The sequence below is a fragment of the Paraglaciecola marina genome (assembly GCF_004360155.1).
GTDB lineage: Bacteria > Pseudomonadota > Gammaproteobacteria > Enterobacterales > Alteromonadaceae > Paraglaciecola > Paraglaciecola marina.
This window is the reverse complement of sequence record NZ_SAIS01000010.1, coordinates 141,240-167,696: the sequence shown is the minus strand read 5'-3', so window position 1 is coordinate 167,696 and position 26,457 is coordinate 141,240. Positions and strand designations below refer to the sequence as shown.

The window sequence follows — 26,457 nt, the reverse complement described above, 5'->3', positions numbered from 1 at the left end:
ACAAAACACCCGCTAACTAGCGGGTGTTTTGTATGATGACTTAGCTAAATTAGCTTGAGTAGTTGTCTATTATCATTTGCATATGATGCTTAACATTTGGAGTATCGTAAAAGGCCACAACTTGTTTCTTATAAGCCATCACAAATACACTTGAGCTGGTAAGGCTTGCAAACAATGCATCTAATTCTAGTAAAGCAGTAGACCGCTCTGATGTTTGGCTGGCAAGCTTATGTACTTCATCAGCCATTGCATCAGAAATGGCGAGGGCTTTACCTTGTTTATCAACACGCTTATCGCTGTAATAACACCAAGCAGCTATGATTAAGGTTGCACATTCAATCTCACCATTTTTTGCTAAGTTATCTAGTATTGTAGGCAACATAAAAGTACTAAGCTTGGCAGCATTTTCAGAACATATTCTAGCTAACCCATCTTTAATATTAGGGTTAGCAAAGCGCTCTAGTAAGGTACTTTTATATTCTTCCAAATTAATTCCTGCTACTGGCGACAAAATGGGTGTCACTTCAACATCCATAAAATGCCGTAAAAACTTAGCGAAGAGTGGATCTTGTACACTTTCGTCAATGGTTTCAAAACCGTGCAATGAGCCCAAAATACCTAGTACCGAATGGCCTGCGTTCAACAAACGAATTTTCATTTTTTCGTAGGGTGTAACGTCAGTTACAAACTGTGCGCCAACTTGTTCCCACTCTGGGCGAGCCAAGGTAAACTTATCTTCAATGATCCATTGATGAAACGGCTCACAGGTTACCGGCCACTCATCTTGAATACCAAGTTGTTGCAAATAGGAAATATCTTCAGGAGTCGTCGCGGGGGTTATGCGGTCAACCATAGCATTTGGAAAGCTTACTTCTGACTCAATCCACTGGGCTAAGTCACTATCAACAGCAGTTGCGTAAGCAATCAACATTTTTTTAGCCACATCACCGTTATGCTGCACATTATCGCAAGATTGCACAGTAAACGGAGGGAGTCCGTTTTCACAGCGCAGCTTTAATGCCGCCACAAGATACCCAAAAACCAAACGAGGTGTATTAGGATTCGCCAAGTCATAGATTACGTCTGGGTTACTAAAATCAAACTCACCTGTAGCTGGATTGAAGTTATAGCCCCCTTCAGTAATGGTAAGAGACACAATTTTAGTTTCTTCACTGGCCATTTTATCAATGACCGCTTCAGGATCATCGCATCCAAGCAAGAAGTCACTCAAGCTGCCGATTACTTTGTTTTCTATGGTGCCATCTGGATGTTTTACAATTAAGGTGTAAAGGTAGTCTTGGGCTTCGAGTAAGGTTTTCATTTTACGGTCGGCGTCACGTAAACCTACACCGCAAATCCCCCAACTTAGATCTCCACTTTCTGCCATATAAGCATCAGTATAAAATGCTTCGTGAGAGCGGTGAAAGCCCCCCACACCCACATGTACAATGCCAGAAGTCACCTTAGAACGGTCATACCCAGGTTCAACTACTGATTCTGGTAACGCCGTTAAATTAGCATTGTTTAAAAGAATACTAGGTTTGTTTTGCATAATTTAGGCTTCCTTTTTCTTAGGCTACAACTTTTTTATTTTGTTGCATGACCCAATAGGCAGAAGCAAAATAAATAATGGTACAAATAAAGCCAACATCGAAGAATAAATCACGATTGCTTTCGTAAGCCGAAACATCAGCACTCATAAACATAGTGTTGAATGCCAAAGCAAGAGAAATGCCTAGACTTAAGAGTGAAACCCAATGGATTATTTTTGTGGCTAAAGTTGTTTTGGGGGTAGATACAGGTTCTGACAGTGCTTGTTCTGCATGAAGTTCTTCTACTTGTTGGTCATAAGCATCTAATTTTGCTTGCTCTTCAGGGTAGGCTTCAGCCGCTCCGTAACGTTTAGCTAAAAGAATATAAACCACACATGTAAAGAACCAAGTGGGAAGAAACAAATAGTAAAATGACATCACGTCAAGGGCATTTAACGTAAAGCCAAAAGCTAAACCCAAGCCCCAAGAAGCCACAGCAGGAGTACTATGGGTAAGGTTCTGAAACATAGCCCAGTAGCGAGTAAAACCAATTCTTGGGAAGATGAAATGTTCAGTAAAAACGATGGCACCAACAGGCACAACAAGTAAACCAGCGTAGGTTAAAAGTGGCAGCATTTTATTAAAAACAAAAGGGAAACACGCAATACACACAGCCACGACACCAACAATTAAGGTGGTTTTATTACGTGAATGGTTCTTGAATATAGCTTGTGCAGCTAAGCCTGCTCGGTACAAGTTTGCATTGGCAGTTGTCCACCCAGCAACGATAACAATAACTAATCCAGACAAACCTAAAGCCTGAAACGCTACATCACCTGGGTCTAATTCAATGATTGATTTTTTAACAATAACCGCAGTTCCTGCCCCCATAATACCTGCAGAAATCCAAGCTATATAATGACCAAACATCATGCCTGATGAGGTGCATAAGCCGTAAGTACGGCTTTTAGCATAGCGGAATAATGCCATATCAATTAAGCCGAAGTGAGTAATAGTATTCGCAGCCCAGGCAAAACCTATCACTTCGAGTAAACCTATACCGGGCTCACCTTGGGCGTCGACTCCAGTCCAAACTGAAATGCTTCCTATGTGCATAAAGTCAGCCCAACTCGTCAAGGTTGTTTGACCAATTACATGCTCGGCAAGAGCAGGCATAAGCACTAACGGCCCGCTAACAAACATTACAAAAAGCCATGGAGCGCAAATCCGAGAGAAATTAGATACCGCGTTGAAGCCATACATAGCCACCAGCACCACTATCATACCAACAGCCAATACCACTAACACAAACCATGCATTGGTTGGATACCAACTCAATTGTGCTGGTATACCAAAGGCAAATCGCACAGCGGTTGCAGAGACGGTAACCATAGCCGCGGATATCACAGTGAATATAATGACATTGACCCAGTTATATAGGTTTGTCATTGAATCTCCGGCTATTTTTTGGAGATAAGTATATAAGCTTAAACGGGTTTCTACTGCTATAGGGGTAGTAAGAAAAGTCCAACTAAGTATTGCTAACACATTACCAATCAATAGCCCTAACAATATATCTGTCATGGTAGCGCCAAGAGCTACAAAAGTAGCCCCTATAACGAACTCTGTTGCGGCTACATGTTCGCCGGCATATATGCCTAAAAAATGTGACCATCCCTTACGTTTATGTTTAGGAATGGGTAGTTGTTCTTCACTAACATTATCGAGTGTTACGCTTGATGTTTCAGACTTCATCTTTGTTACCAACCTTAAAATTCTTCTTTTGAGTATTTCATTCAAACTGTGACCGCGAAATATCTTAATGAAAAATTGGGGATGCAATCACATAATTGCATCCCCAATTTAAGGTTATTATTTGCCGTAACAGAAAGTTATAACACTCAACAAAATGAGCATTTGCTATTAACGTGAGCATATTCCCAGAAAGTAACTAGCACTGTCAATATATTGTTAATGAAAATCGCTCAAAAAATACAAAATTGTTAACTACAACCAAGAGAAATAAAAATTAAAATCAAATATAATCAATTACTTAAGTGTAAAAACATAGCATTCAGGCCCCTTAAAATAACAAAACACAACTTAACGTTAACTTTTTTAACTTTAAAAACAGTCTTCTATTTAGGAGTTTGTTACACCATTTTATTAAATGCTTTCAATTGGATATTTGATTTAAACGTTTTAAAAATAATTAATCGCACTGTAAGCAGCAGCTGATAAAGTAATAGCAAAGGAACTGACGTGTTTTTTGATCAACAGACTTTAGAGAAAAATGTATGTTTGAGTTAAGTAGTGAACTAGGCATTCTTATGCTGCTGTTTTGCATTAGCAGCTATACGATAGTTGCTAAACGCCTATCATCCGCCTTAATTACCGCACCTATGGTATTTATAAGTGTTGGTTTACTCTTCTCTCTCATAGGTTTTTTCACCCATGTAGAAATAGCAGAGACAATCCATTTAATTGCTGAAATTGCTTTATTTGTACTTCTCTTTTTAGACGCCTCTCAAATAAATATAAAGCGCCTTAAGTATAGAAATAATTGGCCATTAAGGATGTTATTGTTAGGACTTCCTTTATGCATCTTATTTGGAACACTAGTAGGTTTGTTACTATTTCCAAACTGGCCATGGACGTTGATAGCTTTAGTTGCTGTGATAATGTCACCTACTGATGCGGCTTTGGGAGATGCTGTTTTTAAAAATAAATCTATCCCAGTTAATATTCGGCAAACTCTCACCATAGAAAGTGGTTTAAACGACGGGTTAGCACTACCTTTTATTCTGTTTTTCGCAAGTTTAGTCACAGCAGCCACTCACGAACATAGCGCTAATTGGAACTGGCTTATTTTTGGAGGCAGTCAAATTTTAATCGGTATTTTGGTTGGTGTATCTATGGGATGGGGTAGTGGCAAGATATTTGTATTTGGTGAAGAGCGTAGCTTAACCACTAACCTTTACGAGGGAATTGGTGTGTTGGCACTTACTGGAACCTCCTATTTAACCGCATCTTTATTAGGTGGCAATGGGTTTATTTCTGCATTTGTCGCGGGCCTTGCATTTGGTAATGTAGTAAAAGGTCATTGTCGTTTTATATATCAGTTCAGTGAAAGTGAAGGGCAGCTTTTGGTGTGGTCTGCTTTCACCGCAATAGGGCTGGGGCTATTACCAGAAGCGATACGTCATTTAAGCTGGCCAATAGTTGGCTATATCTTTATTAGTTTATTTTTAGTGCGACCACTGGCTATTTATATATCTTTAATAGGAGCCAAAATACCTTTTGTTTCGAAATTATTTTTAGGTTGGTTTGGACCTAGAGGTTTAGCCACAGCATTGTTTGCCTTACTAGTGTCGAAAGATTTACTTGATGACTATAGCCAGAGTGTTTTAGTGGTAGCCATTAATGGGGTTTGGATCAGTGCGGTTTTACATGGAGTAACTGCAACGCCTTTAGGTAAATGGTATGGGCATTACACCAAAGCACAAAGGTCAAAAAACCGTGACTAAACATTCTAATTAACTTAAATACAGAAGTAACCCCGATATCTATAGTAAAGCCAATCACATTATCTTGCCTATACTTGCCTTATGAACTCATTTTTTTATGGTCATAGGGTTTATGTTTAGCCTTGCCAGACTCATTGTCCATTTTGTTATATCTTCATCTCAAAAATTTAGTAACTCTTTTCGCCTTTATCTCCATTATGTTAATGCGGTACTGCCTTCTTTAACTTACAGCATCATTTTTTCATTGACCTAATACTTAGCTGAATGTGAAGGCCTATTTCTATATGTATTAATGATTATTTTTGCATTACTCAGTGCTGGCACACTAAATTTTGCACCAATAAAAAACTGTCAATTATCTACTTGATGACAATAACGTTAGCCCCACTAATTACTGCCTTGTTTTTAACTAAGAAACGCATAAACGAAGGCCTGATGATCCTTTTGTATGCCTCTTACATGGTCTTATTAGCGATAAGAACTAATAGGGAATACTCACTACTTGTTGAGAAGCAATTTTCATTAACCAAACTTAATCAAGAAGATGGGTTTACCGGTATTTTTAACCGCCGTTTTTTTGATAAGCCCCTTGATAACGTCTGGAAAACCACAATAAGCTCACAAACATCATTGATGTTAGTCTTGATAGATATAGACTTTTTTAAGAAAGTGAACGACCAGTGCGGTCATGCAGTGGGCGACCAAGTTATCAAAAATGTAGCGGCTATTATTCAAAATTATTGCAGGCGGGAGAATGACATAGCCACTTGAGTTGGTGGTGAATAATTTGCAATTTTAACAAGCAACTATAGTCATGAAAAATTTGACGTTATAGCTGAAAAAATAAGAGCTTAAGTAGTATCTAAAAAATGAAATTGATGGTAATTCCGTTGCTGTGAGTTTTAGTTTTGGGGTCGCAGCTACTACCCATATACAAGATAAATCCATTAGTGAATTTTACAAACAAGCCAACACTTGTTTGTATGCGGCCAAAAATGCAGGAATAAATCGTGTATTTTATGAAAATAATTAAGACTAGTTATCGCAACCAAGTTAGGGTAAAAATATAAAAAAAGGTAAAATATCCATGTCAGATTTTCATTTAATACCAAGGGTTACTATTACCCATACTCCAACTCCTTTAGAACACTTACCACGCTTATCCAACGACTTAGGCTGTAATTTATATATAAAACGGGACGATTGTACTGGCCTAGCCGGTGGTGGCAATAAAACCCGAAAACTAGAATATTTAATTGCAGATGCACAAAAACAAGGAGCAGATATTCTAGTAACAGTGGGGGGCTTACAGTCAAATCACGCTAGGCAAACAGCAGCAGCGGCTGCCAAGTTTGGCTTTCAGTGTGAACTTGTTTTAGAAGATGTAGCTGGCACGCCAAAAACCGACTATTACCACAACGGTAATATGCTGTTAGATCGACTTCTCGGGGCAAAAATCCATGAGCTAGGGCAGAACCAAGACGCCTCTGAATATGTAGAGGCATTATTAACCCAGCTTAGAAATGCAGGCCGTAAACCATATTTTATTCCTATGGGAGGGTCTAATGTGCTCGGTAGTTTAGGTTACGTACGCTGTGCTAATGAACTTTTACAACAGCTAGAAAAAGACAATATCCACATAGATCAAATTGTTTTAGCCTCTGGTAGTGCCGGGACGCAAGCCGGCTTATTAGCAGGGTTAATTGCCGCTAAATCAGATATTCCAGTATTAGGTATTGCAGTAAGTCGCTCGACACAAGACCAAGAACAATTGGTCACAGAGCTACTTAAAGAAACACTCACTAAACTAGGTATAAACCCTGATGAGGCAAATGTTCGGGTATTTGCCAATGGTAATTACTATGGTGAAGGTTACGGCATAACCACTCCAGCCATGATTTCAGCCGTACAAGTCTGCGCACAACTTGAAGGTATATTGTTAGATCCAGTTTATACGGGTAAGGCTATGGCAGGCTTTATGGATTTGTGTAATACAGGTGTGATTAAGCCTAATAGCAACCAATTGTTTTTACATACGGGTGGAAGCCAAGGACTATTTGGTTATCAAGAGTCCTTTTAAAGGATAAACCTCTACTCTGACTGCTGTAGCGCCGATATTTGCTCTAGAATTTTTTCGGCTTCTTCAGTGATCATAGAGTAAGATTTAATGTCTCCTTTTCTTTGAGCATGCATAGCTTGCTCAAGTTTTACTAAGTAGGATTTTTCTAATTTTTTGATTGGATTTTTTTTAAATAGGCTGAACATAAGCTGTTCTCAAAATATATATATGAGGTATACGAAGACAAACCTGTTTTGGATTTGTTTATCAGCCCACTTTTGCTTCGGTGTGACGTTGAAATCCCGTTTGAGCAAGATTTTAAGCTACATTGTTTAATTACAGACCGGACTAGATAAATGTTAATGAAAACTAACTTCACTAAAAATATTGGCCCTTATGTATTAGATGAATTGCGTTTGGCAAAACAGGCACGAGAAAACGCCAATTATTCGCTAGAGTTTACATACCTAGAAAATGCCCATGTGCTTGGGCAAGGATCTACCTACTGGCATACAAAAGTGCATATTCTAATGTTGGTTTGGGCGCTACGGACCGCCGATAGTAAAGAATTTGTAGGTCAATTTTTAAGAATTGTTGGTGCAATAAGTAAAACCTGTTTAGGTTTGGTCCCAATAGGGAATACAGGAGGGGCTAATATTAGCCCCTTCAAAACCTTACCTGTAAATGAAAAGCTAGCAAGTAAGATTAAACAAGCTAAACAATAAGGTAGTTACCTCTCTAAATACTGACACGCTTATAAGGCCTGTATTCTGGTAACCAAAAATTACGCTCAATACTTGCTTGTAAGTCTTCATCAGACATCTCTAGGGCAAAGCCTTGTTGCATCGCAACTTTAGCCACATCAAAAGCAATTTTTTTACTAAGTGACGCTATTTCACCAAGAGAAGGTAATAATTCGCCTATACCTGTTTTTGCTAAAGGTGATGCGTTAGCCAGTGCAGCACTGGTTGCCATAAGCATTTCATCACTAATAGAGGTGGCTTTACTTGCTAATACGCCAAGACCAATGCCTGGAAATATATAACTATTGTTACACTGGGCAATGGGGTAAGTTTTACCATTAAACTCTACCGGCTTAAACGGGCTTCCGGTAGCAATAATGACATCTCCGTCGGTCCAGTTAATAACGTCTTCTGGGGTCGCTTCAACTTGTCGGGAAGGATTGCTAAGGGGGAAGATAATAGGTAATTCACAGCCTTTTTTCATGGTACGGATAACTTCTTCAGTGAATAGCCCTGACTGACCAGATACACCAATCAAAATGTCAGGTTTAGCACAATTCATCACATCCAATAAAGACGCGTACTCTCCACTATATGACCAATCATTGATGTTTTCATTAGACTGCATGAGGCGCTCTTGGAAATCTCGCAAACCTTGCATCCCTTGGGTCAGTAGACCAAAACGGTCAACCATAAAAACTTGGCTACGAGCTTGTGCATCAGAAATGCCTTCACTGCACATTTGCTTAATGATTTGTTCGGCAATACCGCACCCTGCAGAGCCCGCTCCAACAAAGGTCACATTTTGCTCACTAAGTTTAGTATTTTTACTTTTACAAGCCGCTAAAATAGTCCCAACCGTCACCGACGCAGTACCTTGAATATCATCATTAAAGCAACAAATTTTATGGCGATAACGCTCGAGTAATGGCATAGCATTAGGCTGTGCAAAATCTTCAAATTGCAGCATGACCTTAGGCCAACGGCGCTGAATAGCTTGAATAAACATATCAACAAATTCATCGTACTCAGCTTGACCAATACGTTTGTGCCTCGCTCCCATATACATAGGATCAGCTAAAAGCTTTTCATTATTGGTCCCTACATCTAACATCACAGGCAAGGTGTATGCTGGACTCACACCGCCACATGCAGTGTATAAAGATAACTTACCAATAGGGATCCCCATGCCACCAATCCCTTGATCGCCTAACCCTAAGATTCGTTCACCATCAGTCACCACTATCACTTTAACTTGACGCTTAGTGGCATTTCGCAAGATATCATCCATTTGATGACGCTCTGAATACGAAATAAACAACCCTCTAGAGCTACGATATATATCAGAAAACTGCTCGCAGGCATCCCCCACAGTTGGGGTATAAATGATAGGCATCATTTCATCAATGTGCTTTTGCACCAAGCGATAATATAACGTTTCATTGTTATCTTGAATCGCACGTAAATAAATATGCTTGTTGATAGGCTCATCAAAACTTGAATATTGCATGTAGGCCCTATCCACCTGTTCGCTAATACTTTCATAACGAGGTGGGATCAACCCGGTTAAATTGAAAGCAACTCGTTCATCACTACTAAAAGCACTGCCTTTATTTAAAAGTGGAGTCTCTAAAAGAGACGGCCCCGAGTGGGGAATGTATAACGGATTAGGTTTTACCGGTTGAGGCATTATTTTAATATCCTGTGTGATAACTGATTGTTATAAATATTTAAACCTTGAGTCATTTTAAAATATATCTTCTAACTGGCTATTGCTTGACTCGCTGTCTGAATTAGAATTTGAGATTTCAGAATCCGATACAAATACGTCTGGCTCTGTACCTTGAATAAAATACTCAAACATGGAAGTTTTATCTGTTCTGTTGGTTAATTTACCCGAGCTTTTATCTATGCGCTGGGTAACTAAATCGGTTGGCATAGGTAACAAGTGTTCCGGGACATCTGCAAGGGCCACTTTCATAAACCTTATCCAAGCAGGTTGAGCAGCCAAGGCTCCGGCTTCACTTCCCACCATAGCATTACCTATATAGTTATATTTTTGGGGATTTTTATTCACCAAGTTTTGATTGGCAGTGGTACGACCCAAACGGCGGTTGTTGTCATCAAACCCTACCCAGGCTGTTGCCACTAAATCAGGAGTGAAACCACTAAACCATGTATCACGAACATCATTTGTGGTTCCTGTTTTGCCAGCTAAGTCTTTACGATTTAGTAGTAAAGCCGTACGCCAACCTGTACCTCTATTAGCCCAAGCACCATTTATTTGCACTGCTGAACGCATCATTTCCGCCACTAAGAAAGCGTTTTCTTCTGAAATGACTCTAGGGGCAGACAATATTTCTGCGCTAGGTTTATCTGTGGGTTCAACTAGTTGATTTTCCAATCCAAACTCTGCTGCTAACAAGGCCTCAATATCATCTTCAACAATATCTGCTGCAGGCTTTGCTGCTTCATTACAAGGGTCACATGCTTGGGCAGGGTTAGCCGACCATAAAACCTGCCCCATTTCGTCTTCAATTCTTTGAATAAAATGCGGCTGAATCAAAAATCCACCATTTGCAATTGTGGCCATTGCGGTTACTACTTCTAATGGCGTATGCGAGCCCGAGCCCAAAGATACCGTTTCATCCCTTGGGATATCATCTTTATCAAAGCCAAATCTTGATAAATATTCTGCCACGGAATCTAAACCTACAGCCCTTAACAAACGCACAGATACTACATTTTTAGACTTACTCAGTGCCACTCGCATACGAATAGGCCCATCATACTCAGCGGGTGAGTTCTCAGGACGCCACGCATTTCCAGACCCGGCTTGCCACTGAGTTATAGGGGCATCGTTAATAATACTCGCTAAGGTATAACCGCTATCTAAAGCAGCAGAGTATATGAAAGGTTTAATATTCGAGCCAACTTGCCTTTTGGCTTGTGTGGCACGGTTAAATTGGCTCTGGTAAAAGCTATATCCACCCACCACAGCTTGTACTGCGCCATTTTTAGGGTCCAACGCTACCAGTGCACCTGTTGCCTCTGGAAATTGAGTCAACTGCCAATGGAAGTCTTCCTCTCTTTGACGGATCAAAATGAGCGCACCTTCTTGCAAAATATCACTGGCTGTTTTCGGGGCAGCACCTTGCTTGGCATCATTAATAAATGGTCTGGCCCAATCCAACCCATCCCAATCAATAATGCTGTACTTACCAGCTCGATTAAAGATAATTATGTCTCGTTCATTCACTTTAACAACAACTGCAGGTTCAAGAGATTCAAAGGTTCTAATTTGTTGCAAATGGGTCAACATTTTTTCTTCTGACCAAGGCTGACTATCTAGTACTTCGCCATCAAGGTTTGCTGCCTCTTCATTCTCGGCCCCCCAAAGTTGCTGTAATGGACCATGATAACCATGTCTTTCATCATAATCGTGTAGGTTTCTTCGCACAGCATATTGCGCAGCCGCTTGCAAATCTGATGTAGCTGTAGCGTAAATTTGATAACCACCCGTTTCTGCTTCATCTTTACCGTATAGCTCGATCATCTCGCTGTAAATCACATCAGCCAGATATGGTGCATCAAGATCAATTTCTGCACCGTATTTTTTGGCTGTAACAGGGGCGGCAACGGCTTCTTCAAATTGCGCTCGTGTTATGTATTCTTCATCAAGCATACGTAATAAAACAATACGTCTTCTGGCAATTGAGCGTTCAGGTCGGCTAATTGGATTAAGAACGGAAGGTGCTTGAGGCAAACCTGCTATAGTGGCAACTTGGGCTAACGTCAGCTCGTTTAAAGATTTGCCATAATAAACTTGTGCAGCAGCGCCAAAACCAAATGCTCTATGACCCAATTCAACCTTGTTCAAATACAAGGCTAAAATTTCTTCTTTGCTTAGCACTTGCTCCATATGCCAAGCCAGAATAATCTCTCGAATTTTACGAATATAGCGCTTTTCCCTAGTTAAAAAGAAATCACGGGCTAATTGCATGGTTAAGGTACTCCCCCCCTGACCTTTCTCTCCAGTAACAACTAAATTAACTAAAGCTCGCATCATGCCGATAGGATCTATACCAGGGTGATCATAAAAGCGGCTATCTTCAGTTGCTATTACAGCTTGTTTTAAGGTTTCAGGTATATCTTCAAGGCTTAAAGGAATACGTCTTTTTACTCCGTATTGTGAAATAAGCTTACCGTCTTGAGTGAATATACGCATAGGCGTTTGTAGGCGCACGTCTTTGAGTACATCGACACTAGGCAGATCGGATTTGATATAAAAATAGGTACCTATAACGATGGCAACACCAACAAGAAACAGGCTTGAAACAACAATTAATACGGGTTTAAGTAATTTCACAAACAGACAATACCAAGGCAACTTCTTTTAAATGATCTACATTTTATACCTATGTACGCTTATTAGAACCATAAAATATAAAAAATTGCGTAATAATGCTTGCGTGAAATTCTTATTCTTCAATCGGGTGTGGAACAATTGAAAAAATTATTCGGTCCTAAAACACAGCAAATGATTGGCCTTGATATCGGTACTCGCTTTGTAAAAGCGGTTGTTTTAGAGAAATCAGCAGATCAATACAAGTTACAAGCATTTGCATGTGAGCCTATTTCAGGCAATGCTTTCGCGGAACGTGAAATCAAAGATTTTGAAGCTGTCAGTCAAGCTCTTAAACGCGTAAAACTTGCACTTAAGAGTAAAAATAAGTTGGTGGCTATTGCGGTTGCAGGTTCAACTGTTCTCAATAAAGTGGTGCATATGGCGCCTGGTCAAACTGACATTGAGCTTGAAAGTCAAATTGAACTCGAAGCTGACAGCCTTATTCCCTATCCTTTAGATGAAGTTTATATCGATTTCGAAGAAATTAGTGATAGTGAAACCAGTAACAATAAAGTTGAAGTATTGCTAAGCGCTGTGCACAAAGACATAGTAGACAGGCGTATCACCATTTTAGGTGAAGAAGGTTATGAAGCCAAAATTGTAGATATTGAAAGCTATGCTTTAGGTACTGCTGTGGCAGAGTTTAGCAACAAGGACCCAGATGAATTAACTTGCTGCCTGAATATTGGGGCTAGTCACTTACAGTTTTGCGTGGTGAAAAATGGTCAAGCTATATATACAAAAGATCATAACTACGGCATGGATGCACTTATACAAGACTTATCGATGTTGTACTCACAAGACAGAGTTCAAATTGAACAACAGTTAACCGACAACACCTTACCTGAAACATGGAAGCAAGATGCCTACCCTATGTTTTTAGCGAACTTGCAACAAAACATTAATCGCGCCATTCAAGTTTATATGAGTACCACAAACTCTCCTCGACCCACTGACTTGATTATTTGCGGTGGTGGATGTCACCTAAACACTTTACCAGAAGATTTAACAGCAGACTTAAGCCTGAATGTCACCATGTTTAACCCATTTTCAACTATGACCTGCAATGAAAAAACCAACCAAGCAAGTTTACAGCATGCAGCCCCTCAGCTACTTATAGCGTTAGGGTTAGCAAGTAGGAGTTTTCAACCATGGCACATATAAACTTATTGCCCTGGCGTGAAAGTCGCAGGGCAGAAGACAAAAAGAATTATTTAACATTACTTGCTGTATTGGCATTAGGTGCCATTGGTTTAATGTTTGCAGTTGGGTATTTGGTAGACAATATGATTTCTAATCAAACCTATCGTAATAACTTTATTGAACAACAAACCGTTTTACTCGACCAACAAATAGCAAAGATCAAAGATATTCAAAAAGACAAACAAGCTATTGAACAAAGAATGGCACTAATAGAACAACTTGAATCAAGCAGAAATGCTGTGCCTATTGTTTTAGATGAATTAGTTCGCTTAGTCCCTCCTGGTTTGTCATTTCGCAGTTTCTCTAGACGTGGCAATCGCATGGAAATTTTAGGGGTCAGCGAATCAAACAATCGTTTAGCCGACTTTATGCGTCAGTTAGAAGATTCAGCTATATTTAGCAGCGGCGAAATATCCTCAATCAAAGCGGATACCTCAGCTTTAGAAGCAGTGAGTGATTTTAAACTTACATTTACAATCAACCCCAGTGTCGCCCCAGATTTCTCTGCCACTAATGAAGGGGACAAGAAATGAAATTTGATTTCAATAAATTAAAAGAAATTAACGACTTAGATTTTGAGCAAGTAGCGGTATGGCCGTTTGAAGTAAAAACCGTTGTTGTTTTGTTTGTTATCATACTGTCTTTAGTGGGCGGATATTATGGTTTAGTTAAATCAAAGTTACCTCTGCTAGAAAGCGCACAAAATAAAGAAGCTGATTTAAAACTGACTTTTCAAGCTAAATATAGAATAGCTGTTAATTTAAAAGCTTATGAAGAACAATTGACAAACTTACAAAATGACTTTTCATCTATGTTGAAATCGTTACCTACCAGTAACGAAACACCAGGATTATTAGACGACATTACATTAGTAGGTACATCAGCAGGGTTAACCTTTAGGCTACTCAATTGGCAACGGGAAATTCCTAAAGAATTTTACTCTGAGTTACCTATTGAAATGGAAGTAACAGGTGGATACCACGACTTTGGCCAGTTTGCATCTGAGATAGCTGGACTACCTCGAATTGTAACCGTACACGATTTTGAAGTAACTCAAGAAGAAAACACTCTTAAGTTACAAGTACAAGCAAAAACCTATAGGGCCGCTGTGGATAATGAAGTATCTACATCAGTTTCAAAAGGAGGGGCAAAATGAAAGCTTTGAAACTTATAGTTGCCATAGCAGTGCTGAGTGGATGTGAGGCTAAAACTGATGATTTACAAACATTTATAGCAGAAGTAAAAGCCACTACATCGGTGAACATTGAACCCTACCCAGAGTTTGAAAGTAAACCCACTTTTGTTTACTCTGCAAAAACACTAAGGAGTCCGTTTCAACGTCCTCGGAATACTGGAGTTACCGTAAAAGTGACAACTCAACCTAATTGTGACCAACCTGATTTCAATAGAACCAAGCAACCACTACAAGGGTTTGGTATTGATGCATTATCTGTAACCGGTGTTTTTGAATCAAATGGAAAACAGTGGGCGTTAATTCAAGCAAATACTGGTAGTTTATTTAAAGCAACTATTGGCGATTACCTTGGCTTATTTTTTGGAAAAATAAACTCAATTAAAAATGGCACCGTTTCATTTACAGAAATGCTACCTGATGGCGCTGGATGTTGGCAGAAAAAACAGGCCACACTCACCATGACTTCGAAGGCTGGAGAAAATAATGTCTAATCACGTAAACCATAATAAAAAAACCCATAATACAAATTCAACGTGGTTATATTTGCTAGTTGCATTCGTAGCACTGCTTTTAGCGTCCAAGGCTAACAGCCAAGAAACAGACATGGCTTTAGTAGACTTAACCCCTGAGCCCAAAAGTGTATTTGTATCTGAATTACAAAATGTAGAATTTAAACGTCTCGCCAATGGCGGAGCGCAAGCAAAGTTACAATTCAGTAATGATGAATTTCAATTGCAATTAAGCAAAATGGAAGATCGCTTAAGATTGGTGTTGCTAAAAACTAACTTAGGTTCCGAACAAATCTTCAAGATGGATGTGACTGACTTTGCTACTCCAGTAAAAATGATCGAAACCTTTCAAGATGACGAACAAAGTCGAGTAGAGTTTTATACCAACGACAGAGTATCGTTCCACCATCAAAAATCATCAAATAGCTTAATCATCGAAATTGAAAAACGTAAAGCTGATGCACCAGCTGAACAAGAACAAACAAATTTTGAAGGTGAGCCCATTTCACTAGACTTTCAAGATGTACCTGTAAGACAGGTATTACAAATTATTGCGCAAGTTAATGGCTTTAACCTAGTTACAACCGACACAGTAAATGGCAACGTCACCATAAGCTTATCAGGTGTACCATGGGACCAAGCACTAGATATGATATTAAAAATCAAAGGCTTAGATAAACGTCTTGAAGGTAATATATTATTAATTGCCCCTACTGAAGAGTTAACTGCTAGGGAAACTCAGCAGCTTCAATCTAAACAACAGGTAGCAGAATTAGCACCGTTAGTATCTACAAATGTACAAATTAACTATGCAAAAGCGAATGACTTGGCCGAAATTTTAAAAGGGACTGAAAACAGTATTCTAACTCCTAGAGGCAGTGTAGCGGTTGATGAAAGAACCAATACTTTATTACTCCGTGATACCCAGCTATCCATTGATGAAGCTACAGCCCTAGTTAAAGCTTTAGATATACCTATTAAGCAGGTTTTAATTGAATCACGTATGGTAACAGTCAGAGATAATGCGAGTGAGGCCTTAGGTGTACAATGGGGCGTAAGCAACACTTTTGATGACGGGGCCGTATCGGGGACCCTAGCCGGCGCTGATGCTCTTGCCAGTGGCTCTGCATCAACGACCACAGACAGACTTAATGTTGCTTTACCTGTATCTAACCCAGCCGGCAGTATTGGGATTCAAATAGCCCGTTTACTTGACGGTACTATTATTGATTTAGAATTGTCAGCCCTAGAGTCTGAAAACAAAGGGGAAGTTATTGCCAGTCCGCGTATTACGGTTGCCAATCAACATGAAGCATATATTGAACAAGGTACAGAAATTCCCTATGTTGAAGCTACTTCAAGTGGTGCAACTTCAGTTGAGTTTAAAAAAGCCGTGCTAAGCTTGAAAGTAACCCCTCATATCACACCAGACGACCGTATTATTTTAGATTTAGTAGTAACACAAGATACGCGTGGAGATACGGTTACTACTTCAACTGGTGATGCAGTCGCAATTGATACCCAAGAAATTAGTACACAGGTTTTAGTGGCGAATGGCGAAACCATAGTATTAGGTGGGATTTTCCAACAAACTAGTACTAACGACATAAGCAAGATTCCATTATTAGGTGACTTACCTTTTGTAGGTGCTTTATTTAGAAATACCTCTGAGGTTTTAGAAAAAAGAGAGCTACTCATATTTGTTACACCTAAAATTGTAAATGAAGAGTTGAGTGCAAACTAAACTTTAGACTCAAGCTTAAGCAACGGAATTTAACCGCTTAATCTCTAGGTTAAGTGGTTTTTTGTTGTATAAATGTAGGTTTCGTTTTACAAAGCTTGCAAAATTCACGATAAAACTGAGATAATCGCGAACTCGATTTTTAGACGAGGTCTGGTTAATCCATAAAAGGGTAGCCGCACAATACTTTTCTACCCCTTAAATAAACTAAGTTGTGATATAAGCAAAAATGGCCGAAAAACGTAATATATTCCTAATTGGTCCGATGGGTGCTGGTAAAAGCACTATCGGAAGACACCTAGCAGATGAACTTCATTTAGAATTCTTTGACTCAGATCAAGAAATTGAAAAACGCGCAGGCGCAGATATCGCCTGGATTTTCGATATTGAAGGAGAGGATGGATTCCGCTTACGTGAAGAAAACGTTATTAATGATTTAACAGACAAGCAAGGAATTGTCTTAGCAACTGGCGGAGGCTCTATTGTTACTAAAAACGTACGCAATCGTCTATCTGCTCGTGGCATAGTTGTATACCTTCAAACGACAATTGATAAACAAGTGGCAAGGACACAAAGAGACAAACGTCGTCCGCTACTACAAAAAGATGATCCTGAAACAGTATTGCGTAACTTAGCAGAAGAGCGTAACCCACTGTATGAAGACGCAGCTGACTATATCGTTGAAACTGACGATCAAAGTGCGAGAGCTGTCGCGAATCAAATTATTGATAAGATAGGTCTTTAATTCACAACATATTTAAAATAGGGCAGCCACTATGGCAAAACTAACAGTTGAGTTGGGTGAGCGTAGCTACCCTATTTTAATTCAGGCTAATTTACTTGAAACACCAGAGGTTCTTACCTCACATCTTAAAACTAACAAAGTTGTCATCATTACTAACGATATAGTTGAGCCACTGTATTACACTCAAGTTGAAACGGCTTTAGTTGGTTATGACGTTAGTAAAATAGTACTTCCTGATGGTGAACAACATAAAAGCCTCAAAAGCTTCGAGCTTGTTATCACTCAACTTTTAGAAATGTCAGCTGCTCGCGATACCACACTTATTGCGTTAGGCGGTGGCGTGGTAGGCGATTTGACTGGGTTTGTCGCTGCAAGTTTTCAAAGAGGTATGCCATTTATTCAAATACCTTCCACCTTGTTATCACAAGTTGACTCCTCAGTAGGAGGAAAAACCGCAGTAAACCACCCTCTTGGTAAAAATATGATCGGTGCTTTTTACCAACCTAAAGCTGTTTTAATTGACACAAATAGCCTCAACACCCTGCCAGCTAGAGAATTTGCAGCGGGAATGGCAGAAGTAATAAAGTATGGTGTGATTTACGACTATGACTTTTTTGTTTGGTTAGAACAAAACCAAACAGCGATTAAGCAGCAAGATCAAGACGCTTTACAGTATATGATAGCTAGGTGCTGTGAAATAAAAGCCGAAATTGTCGCTATAGACGAAAGAGAGTCAGGTCTTAGAGCTATCTTAAATTTAGGCCATACTTTTGGCCACGCCATTGAAGCGGAGCAAGGCTATGGCAACTGGTTACATGGTGAAGCTGTAGCAGCAGGCATTGTTCTTGCTTCTGCTGTAGCAGTTGATATGAATTGGCTTAAAGCGTCAGAATTTAGTCGCGTAGAGTTATTGCTTCAAGCTTTTGATTTACCAATAGCAGCGCCGAGTACTATGTCTTATGACGATTTTGTAAAACACATGCGTCATGACAAAAAAGTACAAGCAGGTGAATTATTTTTTGTTATTCCAGAGAATATTGGTAAAGCAGTGGTTACCAACAAGGTAAGTGAAGACACTTTAAGGTCAATTCTTTCGTAATTTAATACCCATTGCAGTTTTGTTGTGGGTAGGTAGACCCTAGGCAAAAAAGAAATGGCAACCACAGAGTTAAGCGACCGTTTAGATTATTTAATTAGTTACTCCTCCCAATTAGTATTTGTTTGTACAGATAAAATCAAACAACAATCCCGTGTGGTAGAGAGCTTTTTAAGCCAGCAAGATGACCAAACGGATGTAGCCCTTGTCAACGCAGATCCTCTTACTCCACTAGCCAGCTACCGAGAAACAATTTTTAAGCAATTACTGACCAATACACAAAATGTTGACTTTCATCGTCCATTAAATCAATTATTAGCTCCGTTGAATAACAAGGATGGCACAGCACTTATTAGTATTTTCCAGGCCGATAACCTCCCTAATAAACTCGTAAAAGAAATCTGGGAGTTAGTTTTACAAAGTCGATTTGCAAACAATAAACAACATCTAAATGTATTGTTAATGGGTGAATCAAGCTGGGCTGAACAGATGAAATCAGGATTAGCTTCTCACTCCAGAGACAAGCCAATCATACTTAAAAGTAGTATTAGCCCTATCGCAGAGTGCAGTACCTTAGGTGAAGAAAATTTTGAATCCCTAGAAAATACCGATTTAGAGGCATTTCTTCAACATAACCGTCAAAAATTTGCTGAACGCATAAAAGATAGAAACCAAAGTACCTATGTTCATACATCTTTATTAAAAAAATGGTGGATGATAACCCTACTTAGTATGGTTTTTGTACTCACATTTGCTGGCATTTTGAGTTGGCAGTATTCTGACAACATCCTTAAGTGGGTTGCAGCTTACAACACTGCAGAAGCAGTCAATGAAACGCCTTCGCTCCCAATAAAGGTCGAAAAATTAACACAAATTAATGAAGAACCAATTGTTGATAAAACTCAAACCAGCGAACAATTGCCCAAGTTGGAAATACAGCATGATTTAGATACTTTATTGGTGACTGATTGGGAAACGGCAGTCGCAGAGATTGAAGGTAAAGTAGAATCAAAAGTAGACACACAAGTACCAATTAAGAATAATGTAATGGTGACAGAGCAGCCAATTGAAAAAGCCTCAGAGTTGCCTGTATCTGCGCCCCCTGAATTGATTGTAACTAGCATTGAAACCTCAACACCTACGAAGGTTTCGACCGAGCAAGACTATGCTGTACCAGATATCACTTCAGAACCTCAGAGCACTGTTGCAGCAGAAATTTCAGACCCCCAGCTTCCAGAACTAAAAACAGCTGAGACCCGATATTTAAATGATCTAGATGCAATATTAGCATTGTCAGATTCTCATTTCGTTATTCAAATTGCCGCCATGACAAATTTCAATGCATTGATGAATTATATCAAGGATGAAAAATTAGAATCTCAAATTTGGATTTACCCAACCTACCGAAATGCAGTGAAATGGTATGTGCTTTTAAACAACCAAAGCTTCCCGTCAGTTGAGGCAGCAAACTTACATAGGCAAAAGTTACCAGCTGCAATGCTTAAAAATAATCCTTTTGTGAAACGAGTAATGCAAATAAAACAAGAAATCGCCATACAAGTTCATTAAGCTAATTGTTGTTTTCATCATAGGCCGTTACAATTCGGCCTGATAAAATTCGTATCTCAGTTTGGTAGAACATTGGCTGTAATAAAAGACAAAAAAAACAGAGCTTTTTTAAAATGGGCCGGTGGAAAATATAAGTTAATTGAAGACTTAAAAGCCAAGCTACCTGATGGAAACAAATTAATTGAGCCTTTCGTAGGCGCTGGTTCTGTATTTTTAAATACTCAATACCCGCGCTATCTCCTTAACGACATCAATCCAGATCTCATCAATCTATATAATATTGTCAAAAAGCAAGCCGATAACTACGTTAGAGATAGTATAGAGTTGTTTACCGCAGTGAATAATGCCGAACAACGCTATTACGAAATAAGGCAAGAGTTTAATCAAACCAATGACTTGTACGAAAGAGCAGTATTCTTTTTATATTTGAATAGGCACGGCTATAACGGCTTATGCCGCTACAATAATAGTGGAAAGTTTAATGTTCCTTTTGGTCGCTATAAAGCCCCATACTATCCCGAAAAAGAAATTCACTTTTTTGCTGAAAAGTCTCAGCAAGCCATATTTACCTGCACTTCTTTCGAGAGGGTATTTGCAAAAGCACGCCAAGGCGCCATTATCTATTGTGATCCGCCTTATGCTCCAATTAGTAAAACGGCTATGTTCAATAGTTATGCAAAGGGAGGCTTTACTTTAGATAACCAAATCAAACTTGCTGACTTAGCAAAGCGAGCAAGTGAAACACGAAACATACCGGTTTTAGTCAGTAATCATGATACTGAATTTACAAGAGACATATATCAAGGTGCGGATATTACAAAGCTGCAAGTTAGTCGCTTTATTAGTCAAAATGGCAACAAAAGGCTAAAAGTAGCAGAACTATTGGCCTTATATTCTAAAAAATAACAGCAAGCTTTAACTGGCGTACTAATGGTGATGCGCTTTATCTGAAGAATCTGCAGCGCGGGAAAGCAACTCTAATAAGTCTATAAAGTGAAATTGATAAGAACTGGAATGGCCAGTGAACCAAGAGGTCCAACTGATACTTTGAGACTCTTGTGCAGCACAACGATTTATAGGGTGGCTCAGAGGCAAAGAATGCTGAAAAGCAACATTTTCTGGGCAATCTGCAAAATTGTGTTTTTGGTAACTTGATAGGTTTAAAAAACCAAACAATGCAATTACCATTACTCCAATGAAAGCGGTACTTCCGATAGTAGATGAAAATCTTAGCTTCTTTGTCATAATCTTATCTGCACTGAAACAATTTGTTGCATTATACTAGCGAACAAAAAACCATCACACTCCATTTACCTTAGCTACTAGTTAATTCGTCGAGAACTCTATAAAAGTAAATAACAAAAACTAAAAAGGAGTGCAGGTGCACTCCTTATATTTTAACTTACAATTACCAGCTCTATTAAAAGCTAGTGCCCCAAGAAGCGATAAATTTAATATCATCATCACCTGAAGCTGACTCAGCTTTAGAAACCGAAAAGGTAAAATCGCCTTTTGCTATATCTGCCTGAAAGTGAGCATAATCCCCATCACTTCCTGCATCAAAATCATAATACCCTAATGTTAGACCAAGACTATAATCATTAGCTAGATCAAAACCATAACTTACATTTGCGTAAATATCGCCAGCATCAAAAAGGCTACCTTCATCAACTTGACTGTTTACTGTATATGCAACACCAAAACCGAAAGCGCCATAGCTACCATTGAAATAAAGCTCGCCAAAGTCACTATCTACAAGTTCAGTGTATGAGTAATAGATATATCCCACATCATAACCAAAACCGTCACTTTCACCACCGTACCCTAAATAAAAGTCGGTCTCAGCACCATTGAATCCAGATACATCATCTCCTAATGAACCAACCCAAGTACCTACGTAAAAACCACTATCATCAGAATAGTCTAAGCCACCAGAAACAGAAGCTGCGTTTGAGCTTTGGCTAACACCACGCCAGACATAGTTACTTGTTGCACCAAAGTTGGCATCAACGGCCGCAGTTGCAACAGAACTAAATCCAGTCACAGCTAATAGGGTCGCAGTGATTGCAGTTAATTTAAAAGTTTTCATGTATTGTGTTACTCCGATTATTATTAAAATTTTACTGTTTTTTTATCATATTATTTTTATTATTTGCCTACTGAAAGCAAATCCAATGCCTATAAAAAAACGTACAATGATTGTACTTGGGAAACAATCTATCCATTTGTTTTAATTAAATATTTTTTAACAACACGTGAAATTAATTAACTCAATTAATTTCTTTTTAATATGAATTTGCGCACCAAAATACAGCTTACGAACCTTTTTGGTGCAAAGCTACAGGCTTTCATCCCTATTCAGGTTTAGATAAAATATTGATTCACTTACATACGAGACAATCATGAATAAACAACCTTACCTAATTGCCCCATCTATCTTATCTGCAGATTTCACTCGGCTAGGCGAGGAGGTTGACAACGTTTTAGCCGCAGGTGCTGATGTGGTTCATTTTGACGTGATGGACAATCACTATGTACCCAACTTAACTATTGGACCTTTAGTGTGTGAAGCATTAAGAAAGAAAGGGCTGACCGCCGATATTGACGTGCACCTTATGGTGCAACCAGTAGATGATATGATAAAGCAGTTTGCTGATGCTGGTGCAAGTTACATTAGCTTTCACCCAGAAGCTTCGCAGCATATAGACCGAAGTTTACAATTAATTATCGACAATGGCTGTAAACCAGGGTTAGTGTTTAACCCTGCGACACCTTTAACACACCTAGATCATGTCATGCACAAGCTACATCACATATTATTGATGTCGGTAAATCCTGGGTTTGGTGGCCAAAGTTTCATTCCAGAATCTCTTGATAAACTGCGTAAAACTAGAAATTTAATAGATAGTTCTGGCTATGATATTCGATTAGAAATTGACGGGGGCGTAAAAATCGATAATATTCGCGCCATTGCAGAAGCTGGTGCAGATATGTTTGTAGCAGGGTCAGCGATTTTCGGTCAAGCAGATTACCGAGATGTAATCAATAAAATGCGAGCGGAGCTTTCTTTAGCTAACTAATAAAGTCCCCGTAGCCAAACAATTAAAAAAATTAAAGATAATAGAAGCATATATGACTAAACCAATTGTACTCAGTGGCTGCCAGCCTTCAGGTCAACTTACCATAGGAAACTATATAGGCGCTCTGCGTCAATGGGTGAACATGCAAGATGACCATGATTGCCTTTATATGCTAGTTGATTTACATGCCATTACTGTAAGGCAAGACCCTAAAGCACTTCATCAAGCATGTTTAGATGGGCTAGCCTTGTATGTGGCTTGCGGTATCAGCCCTCAAAAAAGCACAATTTTCATGCAGTCTCATGTTCCTGAACATACTCAGTTGGGCTGGATAATGAACTGTTATGCGCAAATGGGTGAGTTGAACCGTATGACACAATTCAAAGACAAGTCAGCCAAAAACGTTTCTAACATCAACTCTGGTTTATATACATACCCTGCGTTGATGGCAGCAGATATATTATTGTATCAAGCCAATCAAGTTCCGGTGGGCGATGATCAAAAACAACACTTAGAATTGACCCGTGATATTGCGACACGCTTTAATAATTTGTATGGCAATACTTTTACAGTACCTGAACCTTTCATTCCTGAGTTTGGCGCTAGGGTAATGAGCTTACAAGACCCAACTAAAAAGATGTCTAAGTCTGATGACAACGTAAATAATTTTGTTGGTCTATTGGAAGATCCTAAAAAGATCGCCAAAAAAATAAAACGAGCAGTCACTGACTCTGACGAACAGGCACGTATTTACTTTGATATAAAAGATAAGCCCGGTGTGTCTAACCTCTTAACTCTATTATCTTGTGCAACAAATAAGTCTATAGATAGCTTAGTACCTGAGTATGAAGGCAAAATGTATGGGCACCTTAAAACAGATGTTGCCGATGCAGTTGTGGCATTACTAGAACCCATTCAAGAAAAATTTCATGCACTACGGGAAGACCAAACTGAACTAAATAAAATTATGAAAAGTGGGGCTGAAAAAGCAAGTGACCGTGCCTCTAAAACTCTTGAAAAAGTCTACGATGCAGTGGGGTTTATCAAACGACCTTAACTTTTTATGCTTTTATTAATTGATAATTATGACTCTTTTACCCACAATTTGGCCCGCTATTTTGTAGAGTTGGGCCAAGATGTAAAAATAGTTCGTAATGACCAGATTAGCTGCGACGATATTGCAGCATTAGCCCCCCAACATTTGGTATTTTCACCCGGTCCATGTACACCAAATGAAGCAGGTATTACACTTGAAGCAATCCGTCATTTTGCTGGGAAAATACCAATATTGGGGGTCTGTTTAGGGCACCAAGCCATTGGCCAAGTTTTTGGTGCTAGGGTAATCAATGCAAATAAAATAATACATGGTAAGACTGCCCAAGTATTCCACAGCTCTTCGAATTTATTTAAAGGTATTAGCAGCCCTTTTAGGGCAACACGTTACCATTCGCTTTTACTTCAAGCCCAAACTATACCGAAAGAATTTAAGGTCACGGCATGGTGTGGTGAAGAGCAATTCCACCACGAACTCACTGCTGATATAAAAGTTGAAGGAGAGGTAATGGCCATTGAGCATAACAGCTTACCCATTTTTGGGGTGCAGTTTCATCCAGAGTCGCTATTGACTGAATATGGACATGAGTTACTTAATAATTTCTTAAAATGCACTTAATAAAAAAATTAGTTAAAGTAAACCTAAGTGAATTCCGTTAAAGACTCATGAATAAATGCTGCAAACAATGATGTTAACTGTGTGTCTGTGTAAAATCACATTAGAGACTAAAATAGCTGACAAATAGATTGACGCAGTAACTTTCATTCACCTTTAAATTATAAAACAAACAACGAATAAGAAACCTTACATTAAATGAGCCAACCTTTACCCATCGACCAACTAATTAAGATCCGCTTTGATGATTTGTTTTTAGATTTAAAACAAGCTCAACAAAATTTAATGCAAGATGGAAAACCTAAATTAAGTAAAATTGAAATAGCTCAAAGTAAAACAGCACGATCACTGCTGCGTGTTGAAAAGCAAGCGATTCAAGAAAAAGACTTAAATATCAAATCAGAGTTATCCTTCATAAATTCGATATCTGACCAAGTAAATAATGAAGTTAAAACGCAATTAGCCGAAAGTCTTATTGATGTAGATTTTTTGTATAACAAAGTATTAGGTTTAGATAGCACTACGCCACAGTTATTAGATGCAACAAGTTTAAAAGCCGCCACAATCTCATCAATCGAACCTTTGGCAGCCGACGTACCATGGTTTTATAATGATCTGCTAAAAATGATCAACCAACCTAAATACAGAAGAACAGACAGCAAAGGTAAGCTAGTCGTGGTTGACAATATGAGAGCAGCATTAGGCTTTTTTGGCATAGAAAACCTAACTATAGCCGCCACTTGCTTAGCTTTTAGGCGAGTATTGCCGCAAATAACAGACCCCTACCCCACTATAAAAACGAGGATATGGGAAGAGGCTTTAGCAAGCGCCTTAGCTTCTAAAAAAATAGCACGAGCTGCAGGCCTAAATCACAACCATGCTTTTTGTCTTGGCATGTTTAGGCAGCTTGGTAAAATAGTGATTACTAAACTGTATTTTAGAATATTTGATAATGTGCAAATACAAGCTTTAAAAGAAACAGAAGCAGCTCGTAAACACGATGAGCATTTAGCCCTTTTAAAACTCACTCCATCAGGTCACTTTCTTAACCACTTAAACTCAGAATATGCTCTAAAAACAAGCACCAAACTTATACAAAAAATGGATTTAAAGAGGGTATTTATTGGCAATGCTATGCAAGAATTAGCGGAAAATAAACGTGCCGCAGACATTTCGGCTTTAACAAAAGCGGTAAAACAAGGTCATGGATATGCACAATATAGAATATTAAAAGGCTATAAATTAATTGATTTACAACAATCGAAAGACTTTGTAAGAAGCCTAAATATGCCTAAAGGATACCTTGAAATACTCAAGACTACCGACCTTCGAACCTTAGATCTTACATTTGGTGCAGAATAATTTTTACGCATATTAATGC

General features: G+C 38.9%; 25 protein-coding genes. 18 read left to right on the top strand and 7 right to left on the bottom strand.

Annotation, left to right across the window (positions count from 1 at the left end):
* Positions 1 to 49: 49 nt before the first annotated feature.
* Together EOK74_RS14920 and EOK74_RS14915 are read right to left on the bottom strand one after the other, a co-directional pair.
* A complete protein-coding gene (locus EOK74_RS14920; protein ID WP_133470822.1) occupies positions 50 to 1,552 on the bottom strand; it encodes a mannitol dehydrogenase family protein in 1,503 nt (500 codons plus the stop codon).
* Between the two features lie 19 nt (positions 1,553 to 1,571).
* Positions 1,572 to 3,287: a purine-cytosine permease family protein gene (locus EOK74_RS14915; protein WP_133470821.1), complete on the bottom strand. Its 1,716-nt coding sequence runs from the start codon at positions 3,285 to 3,287 to the stop codon at positions 1,572 to 1,574.
* A gap of 542 nt (positions 3,288 to 3,829) precedes the next feature.
* Between EOK74_RS14915 and EOK74_RS14910 the strand changes: the two genes are divergently transcribed.
* The 4 genes from EOK74_RS14910 (at position 3,830) to EOK74_RS14895 (ending at position 7,139) form a co-directional block, all read left to right on the top strand.
* On the top strand, positions 3,830 to 5,059 hold the full coding sequence (locus EOK74_RS14910) for a cation:proton antiporter (protein ID WP_133470820.1): 1,230 nt from the start codon (positions 3,830 to 3,832) through the stop codon (positions 5,057 to 5,059).
* A 366-nt stretch (positions 5,060 to 5,425) separates the two neighbouring features.
* Positions 5,426 to 5,830, top strand: coding sequence for a GGDEF domain-containing protein (locus tag EOK74_RS21215; protein ID WP_133470819.1), 405 nt, complete (start codon positions 5,426 to 5,428; stop codon positions 5,828 to 5,830).
* A gap of 103 nt (positions 5,831 to 5,933) precedes the next feature.
* Positions 5,934 to 6,092 (top strand): diguanylate cyclase domain-containing protein, encoded by a 159-nt coding sequence (locus tag EOK74_RS21285; protein WP_133470852.1) that lies wholly within the window; start codon positions 5,934 to 5,936, stop codon positions 6,090 to 6,092.
* Positions 6,093 to 6,146: 54 nt separating this feature from the next.
* A complete protein-coding gene (locus tag EOK74_RS14895; RefSeq protein ID WP_133470818.1) occupies positions 6,147 to 7,139 on the top strand; it encodes a D-cysteine desulfhydrase family protein in 993 nt (330 codons plus the stop codon).
* 11 nt (positions 7,140 to 7,150) lie between these two features.
* Here EOK74_RS14895 and EOK74_RS14890 read toward each other — a convergent pair whose 3' ends face one another.
* Positions 7,151 to 7,324, bottom strand: coding sequence for a DUF6435 family protein (locus EOK74_RS14890; RefSeq protein ID WP_133470817.1), 174 nt, complete (start codon positions 7,322 to 7,324; stop codon positions 7,151 to 7,153).
* Between the two features lie 156 nt (positions 7,325 to 7,480).
* On the opposite strand from EOK74_RS14890, the gene EOK74_RS14885 reads away from it, so the two are divergent.
* Positions 7,481 to 7,843, top strand: a complete 363-nt coding sequence (locus EOK74_RS14885) for a DUF3703 domain-containing protein (RefSeq protein WP_133470851.1) — start codon at positions 7,481 to 7,483, stop codon at positions 7,841 to 7,843.
* Positions 7,844 to 7,856: 13 nt separating this feature from the next.
* On the opposite strand, the gene EOK74_RS14880 is transcribed toward EOK74_RS14885, so the two are convergent.
* Entirely contained in the window at positions 7,857 to 9,551 is a 1,695-nt protein-coding gene (locus EOK74_RS14880; protein ID WP_133470816.1) for an NAD-dependent malic enzyme, read from the bottom strand.
* 57 nt (positions 9,552 to 9,608) lie between these two features.
* Positions 9,609 to 12,230 (bottom strand): penicillin-binding protein 1A, encoded by a 2,622-nt coding sequence (locus EOK74_RS14875; RefSeq protein WP_133470815.1) that lies wholly within the window; start codon positions 12,228 to 12,230, stop codon positions 9,609 to 9,611.
* A 138-nt stretch (positions 12,231 to 12,368) separates the two neighbouring features.
* Between EOK74_RS14875 and pilM the strand changes: the two genes are divergently transcribed.
* From pilM to EOK74_RS14830, 9 genes are all read left to right on the top strand, one after another.
* The gene (pilM, locus tag EOK74_RS14870) at positions 12,369 to 13,433 is read left to right on the top strand and encodes a type IV pilus biogenesis protein PilM (protein WP_239024127.1); all 1,065 of its coding nucleotides are present in this window, start codon (positions 12,369 to 12,371) and stop codon (positions 13,431 to 13,433) included.
* Entirely contained in the window at positions 13,421 to 14,005 is a 585-nt protein-coding gene (locus EOK74_RS14865; protein WP_133470814.1) for a PilN domain-containing protein, read from the top strand. The genes pilM and EOK74_RS14865 overlap by 13 nt, the downstream gene beginning before the upstream one ends.
* Positions 14,002 to 14,628, top strand: coding sequence for a type IV pilus inner membrane component PilO (locus tag EOK74_RS14860; protein WP_133470813.1), 627 nt, complete (start codon positions 14,002 to 14,004; stop codon positions 14,626 to 14,628). Before EOK74_RS14865 ends, EOK74_RS14860 begins: the two co-directional genes overlap by 4 nt.
* Positions 14,625 to 15,158 carry a pilus assembly protein PilP gene (locus EOK74_RS14855; RefSeq protein ID WP_133470812.1) on the top strand — a complete coding sequence of 178 codons (534 nt, stop codon included), beginning with the start codon at positions 14,625 to 14,627 and terminating at the stop codon, positions 15,156 to 15,158. Before EOK74_RS14860 ends, EOK74_RS14855 begins: the two co-directional genes overlap by 4 nt.
* Complete coding sequence (locus tag EOK74_RS14850) at positions 15,151 to 16,920, top strand: type IV pilus secretin PilQ (RefSeq protein WP_133470811.1); 1,770 nt, start codon at positions 15,151 to 15,153, stop codon at positions 16,918 to 16,920. The genes EOK74_RS14855 and EOK74_RS14850 overlap by 8 nt, the downstream gene beginning before the upstream one ends.
* 226 nt (positions 16,921 to 17,146) lie before the next feature.
* A complete protein-coding gene (aroK, locus tag EOK74_RS14845) occupies positions 17,147 to 17,662 on the top strand; it encodes a shikimate kinase AroK (RefSeq protein ID WP_133470810.1) in 516 nt (171 codons plus the stop codon).
* A 31-nt stretch (positions 17,663 to 17,693) separates the two neighbouring features.
* Complete coding sequence (aroB, locus tag EOK74_RS14840) at positions 17,694 to 18,761, top strand: 3-dehydroquinate synthase (protein WP_133470809.1); 1,068 nt, start codon at positions 17,694 to 17,696, stop codon at positions 18,759 to 18,761.
* A gap of 54 nt (positions 18,762 to 18,815) precedes the next feature.
* Positions 18,816 to 20,327, top strand: coding sequence for an SPOR domain-containing protein (locus EOK74_RS14835; protein WP_133470808.1), 1,512 nt, complete (start codon positions 18,816 to 18,818; stop codon positions 20,325 to 20,327).
* A gap of 81 nt (positions 20,328 to 20,408) precedes the next feature.
* The gene (locus tag EOK74_RS14830; RefSeq protein WP_133470849.1) at positions 20,409 to 21,233 is read left to right on the top strand and encodes a Dam family site-specific DNA-(adenine-N6)-methyltransferase; all 825 of its coding nucleotides are present in this window, start codon (positions 20,409 to 20,411) and stop codon (positions 21,231 to 21,233) included.
* Positions 21,234 to 21,254: 21 nt separating this feature from the next.
* On the opposite strand, the gene EOK74_RS14825 is transcribed toward EOK74_RS14830, so the two are convergent.
* Both EOK74_RS14825 and EOK74_RS14820 read right to left on the bottom strand, forming a co-directional pair.
* Positions 21,255 to 21,572, bottom strand: coding sequence for a hypothetical protein (locus EOK74_RS14825; RefSeq protein ID WP_133470807.1), 318 nt, complete (start codon positions 21,570 to 21,572; stop codon positions 21,255 to 21,257).
* A 175-nt stretch (positions 21,573 to 21,747) separates the two neighbouring features.
* Positions 21,748 to 22,416 carry a TorF family putative porin gene (locus EOK74_RS14820; RefSeq protein WP_133470806.1) on the bottom strand — a complete coding sequence of 223 codons (669 nt, stop codon included), beginning with the start codon at positions 22,414 to 22,416 and terminating at the stop codon, positions 21,748 to 21,750.
* Between the two features lie 313 nt (positions 22,417 to 22,729).
* On the opposite strand from EOK74_RS14820, the gene rpe reads away from it, so the two are divergent.
* The 4 genes from rpe (at position 22,730) to EOK74_RS14800 (ending at position 26,438) form a co-directional block, all read left to right on the top strand.
* Complete coding sequence (gene rpe / locus EOK74_RS14815; protein ID WP_133470805.1) at positions 22,730 to 23,407, top strand: ribulose-phosphate 3-epimerase; 678 nt, start codon at positions 22,730 to 22,732, stop codon at positions 23,405 to 23,407.
* A gap of 52 nt (positions 23,408 to 23,459) precedes the next feature.
* Positions 23,460 to 24,464 (top strand): tryptophan--tRNA ligase, encoded by a 1,005-nt coding sequence (gene trpS / locus EOK74_RS14810; RefSeq protein WP_133470804.1) that lies wholly within the window; start codon positions 23,460 to 23,462, stop codon positions 24,462 to 24,464.
* A gap of 6 nt (positions 24,465 to 24,470) precedes the next feature.
* Positions 24,471 to 25,079: an anthranilate synthase component II gene (locus EOK74_RS14805; protein WP_133470803.1), complete on the top strand. Its 609-nt coding sequence runs from the start codon at positions 24,471 to 24,473 to the stop codon at positions 25,077 to 25,079.
* 195 nt (positions 25,080 to 25,274) lie between these two features.
* Positions 25,275 to 26,438, top strand: coding sequence for an HDOD domain-containing protein (locus EOK74_RS14800; protein ID WP_133470802.1), 1,164 nt, complete (start codon positions 25,275 to 25,277; stop codon positions 26,436 to 26,438).
* The last annotated feature ends 19 nt before the right edge of the window (positions 26,439 to 26,457 follow it).

Bases quoted from the DNA above. Each gene is read 5' to 3' on its own strand.
- EOK74_RS14920 (WP_133470822.1), bottom strand. From the start codon at position 1,552: ATGCAAAACAAACCTAGTATTCTTTTAAACAATGCTAATTTAACGGCG.
- EOK74_RS14915 (WP_133470821.1), bottom strand. From the start codon at position 3,287: ATGAAGTCTGAAACATCAAGCGTAACACTCGATAATGTTAGTGAAGAA.
- EOK74_RS14910 (WP_133470820.1), top strand. From the start codon at position 3,830: ATGTTTGAGTTAAGTAGTGAACTAGGCATTCTTATGCTGCTGTTTTGC.
- EOK74_RS21215 (WP_133470819.1), top strand. From the start codon at position 5,426: ATGACAATAACGTTAGCCCCACTAATTACTGCCTTGTTTTTAACTAAG.
- EOK74_RS14895 (WP_133470818.1), top strand. From the start codon at position 6,147: ATGTCAGATTTTCATTTAATACCAAGGGTTACTATTACCCATACTCCA.
- EOK74_RS14890 (WP_133470817.1), bottom strand. From the start codon at position 7,324: ATGTTCAGCCTATTTAAAAAAAATCCAATCAAAAAATTAGAAAAATCC.
- EOK74_RS14885 (WP_133470851.1), top strand. From the start codon at position 7,481: ATGAAAACTAACTTCACTAAAAATATTGGCCCTTATGTATTAGATGAA.
- EOK74_RS14880 (WP_133470816.1), bottom strand. From the start codon at position 9,551: ATGCCTCAACCGGTAAAACCTAATCCGTTATACATTCCCCACTCGGGG.
- EOK74_RS14865 (WP_133470814.1), top strand. From the start codon at position 13,421: ATGGCACATATAAACTTATTGCCCTGGCGTGAAAGTCGCAGGGCAGAA.
- EOK74_RS14860 (WP_133470813.1), top strand. From the start codon at position 14,002: ATGAAATTTGATTTCAATAAATTAAAAGAAATTAACGACTTAGATTTT.
- EOK74_RS14855 (WP_133470812.1), top strand. From the start codon at position 14,625: ATGAAAGCTTTGAAACTTATAGTTGCCATAGCAGTGCTGAGTGGATGT.
- EOK74_RS14850 (WP_133470811.1), top strand. From the start codon at position 15,151: ATGTCTAATCACGTAAACCATAATAAAAAAACCCATAATACAAATTCA.
- aroK (WP_133470810.1), top strand. From the start codon at position 17,147: ATGGCCGAAAAACGTAATATATTCCTAATTGGTCCGATGGGTGCTGGT.
- aroB (WP_133470809.1), top strand. From the start codon at position 17,694: ATGGCAAAACTAACAGTTGAGTTGGGTGAGCGTAGCTACCCTATTTTA.
- EOK74_RS14835 (WP_133470808.1), top strand. From the start codon at position 18,816: ATGGCAACCACAGAGTTAAGCGACCGTTTAGATTATTTAATTAGTTAC.
- EOK74_RS14825 (WP_133470807.1), bottom strand. From the start codon at position 21,572: ATGACAAAGAAGCTAAGATTTTCATCTACTATCGGAAGTACCGCTTTC.
- EOK74_RS14820 (WP_133470806.1), bottom strand. From the start codon at position 22,416: ATGAAAACTTTTAAATTAACTGCAATCACTGCGACCCTATTAGCTGTG.
- rpe (WP_133470805.1), top strand. From the start codon at position 22,730: ATGAATAAACAACCTTACCTAATTGCCCCATCTATCTTATCTGCAGAT.
- trpS (WP_133470804.1), top strand. From the start codon at position 23,460: ATGACTAAACCAATTGTACTCAGTGGCTGCCAGCCTTCAGGTCAACTT.
- EOK74_RS14805 (WP_133470803.1), top strand. From the start codon at position 24,471: ATGCTTTTATTAATTGATAATTATGACTCTTTTACCCACAATTTGGCC.
- EOK74_RS14800 (WP_133470802.1), top strand. From the start codon at position 25,275: ATGAGCCAACCTTTACCCATCGACCAACTAATTAAGATCCGCTTTGAT.